This is a genomic window from Nitrosophilus sp., from assembly GCF_982775275.1.
This window is the reverse complement of record NZ_CEXZHP010000098.1, coordinates 1-5,503: the sequence shown is the minus strand read 5'-3', so window position 1 is coordinate 5,503 and position 5,503 is coordinate 1. Positions and strand designations below refer to the sequence as shown.

The 5,503-nt window shown below is 31.9% G+C and carries 5 protein-coding genes; 1 reads left to right on the top strand and 4 read right to left on the bottom strand.

Features of this window, described 5'->3' with window-relative positions:
• Positions 1-149: 149 nt before the first annotated feature.
• Genes AC30RD_RS05750 through glmU form a run of 3 tightly spaced genes read right to left on the bottom strand, consistent with a single transcriptional unit; the run spans position 150 to position 3,380 of the window.
• Entirely contained in the window at positions 150-830 is a 681-nt protein-coding gene (locus AC30RD_RS05750; protein WP_489493383.1) for a di-trans,poly-cis-decaprenylcistransferase, read from the bottom strand.
• Positions 823-2,085, bottom strand: a complete 1,263-nt coding sequence (gene coaBC, locus AC30RD_RS05745) for a bifunctional phosphopantothenoylcysteine decarboxylase/phosphopantothenate--cysteine ligase CoaBC (protein WP_489493382.1) — start codon at positions 2,083-2,085, stop codon at positions 823-825. The genes AC30RD_RS05750 and coaBC overlap by 8 nt, the downstream gene beginning before the upstream one ends.
• Complete coding sequence (gene glmU / locus AC30RD_RS05740; RefSeq protein ID WP_489493381.1) at positions 2,082-3,380, bottom strand: bifunctional UDP-N-acetylglucosamine diphosphorylase/glucosamine-1-phosphate N-acetyltransferase GlmU; 1,299 nt, start codon at positions 3,378-3,380, stop codon at positions 2,082-2,084. Before glmU ends, coaBC begins: the two co-directional genes overlap by 4 nt.
• A 151-nt stretch (positions 3,381-3,531) precedes the next feature.
• Here glmU and trmA point away from each other — a divergent pair, with 151 nt between their 5' ends.
• A complete protein-coding gene (trmA, locus tag AC30RD_RS05735; protein ID WP_489493380.1) occupies positions 3,532-4,653 on the top strand; it encodes a tRNA (uridine(54)-C5)-methyltransferase TrmA in 1,122 nt (373 codons plus the stop codon).
• Here trmA and ychF read toward each other — a convergent pair.
• On the bottom strand, positions 4,643-5,503 hold an 861-nt coding region (ychF, locus tag AC30RD_RS05730), incomplete at its 5' end, for a redox-regulated ATPase YchF (protein WP_489493379.1). The genes trmA and ychF overlap by 11 nt on opposite strands.

Below are 5,503 nucleotides of genomic sequence, written 5' to 3'. Positions count from 1 at the left end.
CACATAAAATCGCAGCCTTCGCTCGGGCACGAACGATAAGCAGTTATCGTTCTAAGCCTTCGGCTTGCCATCGCTCACTTTCTCACTTTCTCACTTTCTCACTTTTTCACTTTTTCACTTTTTCACTTTCTCACTTCTACTATTCCGATTCATATCCCCCCAAATCTTCTTTCTCTTTTTTTAAACTCTTTTATTATATTTTCAAGTTCTGTTTCGCTAAAATCGGGCCAGAAAGTATCCGTAAAAAAGAGTTCGGCGTAAGCGATACGCCAAAGCAGAAAGTTTGATATTCGTTTTTCTCCGCCGGTTCTTATCAATAGATCAACATCTCCGATTTTTGCGTCAAAAAAATCTTCAAAGTTTTTCTCATTAATTTCAATATCGCTTTTTTTAGCTCTTTTGCAAGCTCTTATTATCTCATCGCGTCCACCGTAGTTTAGCGCTAAAACTTGGGTGAGCTTTTTGTTGTTTTTTGTTTTTTCTTTAGTTAACAATATCCTATCTTGAAGCTTTTTTGAAAACTTGTTTATATCTCCGATAACCTCAAATCTTACTTCCTCTTTTATATAGGTGTTTAGTTCGTTTTTTAACCAATTATCTAAAAGATTCATCAAAAAATCAACTTCCACTTTAGGTCTTTTCCAGTTTTCTGTGCTAAAGGCGTAAAGAGTCAAAACCTCAATCTCAGGATGGTTTGCGCAAAAAGTTGTTATCTTTTTTACAACTTTAGCACCCTTTTCATGTCCTTTTATTCTAGCAAGTCCTCTTTTTTTTGCCCATCTTCCGTTTCCATCCATTATAATAGCGATATGTCTTGGAATATTACTCATCTAAATCCTTGGTAAGCTCAGTTAAATCAAAGGCGATATCAAGTTTATTTTTAAGGGTGCTTTGCACAATTTTGTCTTTGGTTATATAAATTATAGAGTTTAAATCGCTTCCAAACTTTGTTGCTCCTTTTACGATATTTAAGCATACTGCGTCAAGAGCTTTTTTTGTAAGCATATCTTTTGCGTTTTTTAATGCGTTTTCTTCATCTATCTCCGCTTTAAACCCAACAACTTTTATACCCTCTTTATCTATTGTAGATAAAATATCTATATTTTTTATTAGCTCCAAACACCATTCATCGCCAAGTTGCTCTTTTTTTAATTTTCCTTTTTGGGGGTATTTTGGTCTATAATCGCTAACAGCTGCTGCCATAAAAAGATACGGGGTTTTTTGGATAAGTTTTGGTTGGTTTAAATCGTTTATGAGATCTGGTTTTTTTAATATTCCTTTTTTGGCAACTCTTATTCTATCTTCGATATACTCTTTCATTTTTGAGGCGCTTTCAACTTTATAAACATCGATATTTGGTATATCTTTAAACTCTTTTGTAGTTATAAATTCAACTTTTGCCCCTTTTAAATAAAAGGCTTTTGCAAGAGCCAAAGCCTGTTTGCCGCTTGAAAAATTTGATATAAATCTAACATCGTCAATTCTCTCAATAGTTCCTCCGCCGGTAATTATTACATATCTATCTTCCCAAAATTCATCTTTTAAAAGCTCTCTTGCACTCTCGTAAAAAATCTTTTCAACATCTGCCAAAGCCCCTTCGCCGGTGGTTTTACAAGCAAGCTCTTTTGTTGCGGGCTCAACGATTTTGTATCCGTTTAGTTTTAAAAGTTTTAAGCTAGCTTGAGTAAAAGGATTTTTATACATATTTGTATTTGCAGCGGGTGCAATGATCTTGGGTTTGTTAAAGGCTAAAGCGCTCTGGAGCAAAAGATTGTTAGCAATGCCGTTTGATAGTTTATTTATTGTATTTGCAGTTGCAGGAGCTATAACAAATATATCGTAATCTTCGCATACATGGATATGGTTGTTTCTGTTTGTCCAATCTTCGTTTTTTTCATCCAATACTTTTTCGCTGCCGGCAGCTTCAAATGTTAAAGGCGAGATAAATTTTTTTGCGCTTTCGCTCATAATTACTTTAACTTGGGCTCCGTTTTTTACAAAAAGTCTTAGCAATTCGATAGATTTATATATAGCTATACTTCCGGTAACGCCTAATAATATTTTTTTATTTTCAAGTATATTCATTTACCCTCTTTATTGAAAAATTTATAATAAAAATCTTTTACGATTTTCAAAGGAGATCTACTAATTGCCAATGATCCCTTTTTTATATCTTTTGTTAGAGTCGTTCCAGCAGCAATTATAACATCGTCTTCTATGGTAATAGGAGCTATAAGTTGCGTATCACTACCTACAAATACGTTTTTTCCTATTTTTGTTTTATATTTGTTTTTACCGTCATAATTGCATGTTATAGTGCCAGCACCTATGTTTGTTCCTTCATCAATCTCACTATCTCCAAGATAACTTAAATGGCCAGCTTTTACTCCAAGGAGTTTGCTTTTTTTAACTTCTACAAAATTTCCTATATGCGTATCTTTTAAAAAACTTTTTGGTCTAATCCTTGCCATAGGACCGATGGTGCAATACTCTATATGGCTATCTTCTATTACCGAATTTGTTTTTATATGTGAATTTTTTATAAAGCTATCCCCTCTAATTACTACACCGCTTTCAATTTCACACTCCCCCTCAAATTTAACCCCCTCTTCAATAAAAACGCTCTTTGGAAGTCTTATAGTTACTCCATTTAGCATAAGCTCTTTTTTTATTCTCTCTTGCATTATCTCTTCGGCTAAAGATAGATCAAGTTTTGTATTTACTCCTTTAAAATCTTCTTCATCAACTATTAAAGGTTTTATAATATATCCTCTTTTATTTGCATATTCTATAATGTCCGTTAAATAATATTCTCCTTGAGCGTTGTTATTATCCATTTTTGATAAAAACTTTTTTAAAAGATCTTTTTTTATTAGATAAACTCCTGCGTTAACATATTTTATTTTTAGTTCTTCCTCAGTTGCGTCTTTTTGTTCTACAATCTTTAGCACTTTATCATTTTTTATTACAACTCTTCCATAACCCTTTGGATTTTCAAGCTCTAAAATACTCATTACTATATCGGCGGATACTTTTAAAAATTTTTCAAGCTCTTGCGAGGTTATCAAAGGCATATCTCCGTTTAGTATCAAAACTCTATCTTTACTAAAATCCAACTCTTTTAACGCTCCGCCTGTTCCTGGATAGCGATCTAGATCTTGATAGGCGATTTTTATATCGCTAAAATAGGTTTTTATGATATCTTCCACCGCTTTTGCTTCATGCCCTAAAATAACGGTAATATCTTTACTTATTTTTAACGCCTCTTTAATAATATGATATATCATAGGTTTTCCGCAGATTTTATGCAAAACTTTTGGTAGGGATGATTTCATTCTTGTTCCCTTACCGGCTGCTAAAATAGCTATAGATATTTCCATTCGAGCCCTTTGAAGCAAATTTTTTTTATAATAACAAAAAGAGATTAAAGAAGAGATAAGAGACAAAAGCAAGCAAAAATTGATGAAGAGTTGTTTAATCAAATAATTGTATAATAGATAAATAATATATAAATTTTTAGGATTATGTTTTATGAAATGTAAATATTTTGGAAAGTGCGGAAGTTGTAAAATTTATGATCTTGGGTATGAAGGGCAGCTAAAGTTAAAAATCGATCAAAATATCTCTTTATTTAAAGAGTTCAAAGTTGAAAATTTTGAGATTTTTGCTTCTTGCGATAGCCATTTTAGAGCAAGAGCGGAATTTAGAATTATTAAAGATGAGCAAGATATCTCTTATGGGATGTATTCTTTAGATTCAAAAAAACTTATAAAGATTGATAATTGTCCCATAACTTTAAAACCAATATATGATTTAATGCCAAAACTGATTGAAAAAATAAAAAAATATGAGATCTTATCCCATAAGCTTTTTAGAGTAGATTTTTTAAGCTCATTAAAGGGCGAAATATTGGTAACTTTAATATACCATAAAGAACTTGATGAGTTTTGGGAAAATGAGGCTAAAAATTTAGAAAAAGATTTGAATATATCGATCATTGGAAGAAGTAGGGGACAAAAACTGATTTTAAGCAAAGAGTATATAATAGAAGAGCTTAAAATTTTTGATAAAAAATATAAATATATAGAGTTTGAAGGTAGTTTTACCCAACCAAATCCTTATATAAATCAAAAAATGATTGAGTGGGCTAAAGTTAACTCAAAAGATTTCAAAGGCGATCTTTTGGAGCTTTATTGCGGTCACGGAAATTTTACTCTTCCTTTAAGCGACAATTTCAATAAAGTTTTAGCTACGGAAATATCTAAAACCTCTATAAAAGCGGCAAAAAAAAATTTACAACTCAATAAAATCGAAAATATTAAATTTGTAAGACTTAGCAGTGAAGAGTTTGTTGAAGCTTTTTATAAAAAAAGAGAATTTAGAAGAGTAAAAAAAGAGGGTATAAAGCTTGAAGATTATGAGTTTTCGACAATTTTTTTAGACCCGCCAAGGGCGGGACTTGATGATACTACCAAAAGACTCTGTAAAGAGTTTGATAATATTATTTATATCTCATGCAATCCAAAAACTCTATATAGAGATTTAAAAGAGCTTACAAAAAGCCATAATATAAATAAATTTGCTTTTTTTGATCAATTTCCATATACTTACCATTTAGAGTGTGGAGTCATATTAAAAAAATTTAAACATTAAATCTAAAATGCATAACATCACCGTCTTGAACAATATAATCTTTTCCTTCAAGTCTCATTTTGCCTGCTTCTTTGGCTCCCTGTTCACCGCCATATTTTATAAAGTCCTCATAGCTAATAACTTCGGCTCTAATAAAGCCTTTTTCAAAATCCCCGTGTATAACTCCTGCAGCTTTTGGAGCACTCCAACCTTTTTTTATAGTCCAGCTTCTAACCTCTTTAACTCCGGCTGTAAAATAGTTGATAAGTCCTAGCCTATTAAAAGCGGTTCTTATAATCTTATCAAGGCCGCTCTCTTTAACGCCCATCTCATTTAAAAGTTCTTTTGCTTCATCTTCATCTAAACCTACAAGTTCTTCTTCTAATTTCGCACAAAGTTTGATAACGTCAGCTCCTACTTGATCGGCATATTTTCTTACCTCTTTTACATATTCATTATCTTCTATCATAGCCTCTTCGTCTACGTTTGCCCCAAATATTACGGGTTTAGCGCTTAAAAATCTAAGCTCTTTATTTAATATTTTAAAATTTTCGTCATCTTTTAGTTCAAAAGTTCTAACCGGTTTTATCTCTTCAAGATGGGATTTTAGCTTTTTTGCTATGTTTAAAAGAGGCTCAATCTTTTTATCCGCTTTTATCTGTTTATTTAATCTCTCTATTTTCTTTTCAAGTTGGGCGATATCCGCAAAAATTAGCTCACTCTCAATTATCTCGATATCTCTTATTGGATTTACTTCGCCTTCAACATGGGTAATATTTTCATCTTTAAAACATCTAACCATATGCAATATCATATCGGTTTCTCGAATATTACTCAAAAACTGGTTACCAAGCCCTTCGCCTTTACTTGC

What these genes read in the sequence shown, in the direction of transcription:
- AC30RD_RS05750 (WP_489493383.1), bottom strand. Translation starts at nt 830, where the DNA reads ATGAGTAATATTCCAAGACATATCGCTATTATAATGGATGGAAACGGA.
- coaBC (WP_489493382.1), bottom strand. Translation starts at nt 2,085, where the DNA reads ATGAATATACTTGAAAATAAAAAAATATTATTAGGCGTTACCGGAAGT.
- glmU (WP_489493381.1), bottom strand. Translation starts at nt 3,380, where the DNA reads ATGGAAATATCTATAGCTATTTTAGCAGCCGGTAAGGGAACAAGAATG.
- trmA (WP_489493380.1), top strand. Translation starts at nt 3,532, where the DNA reads ATGAAATGTAAATATTTTGGAAAGTGCGGAAGTTGTAAAATTTATGAT.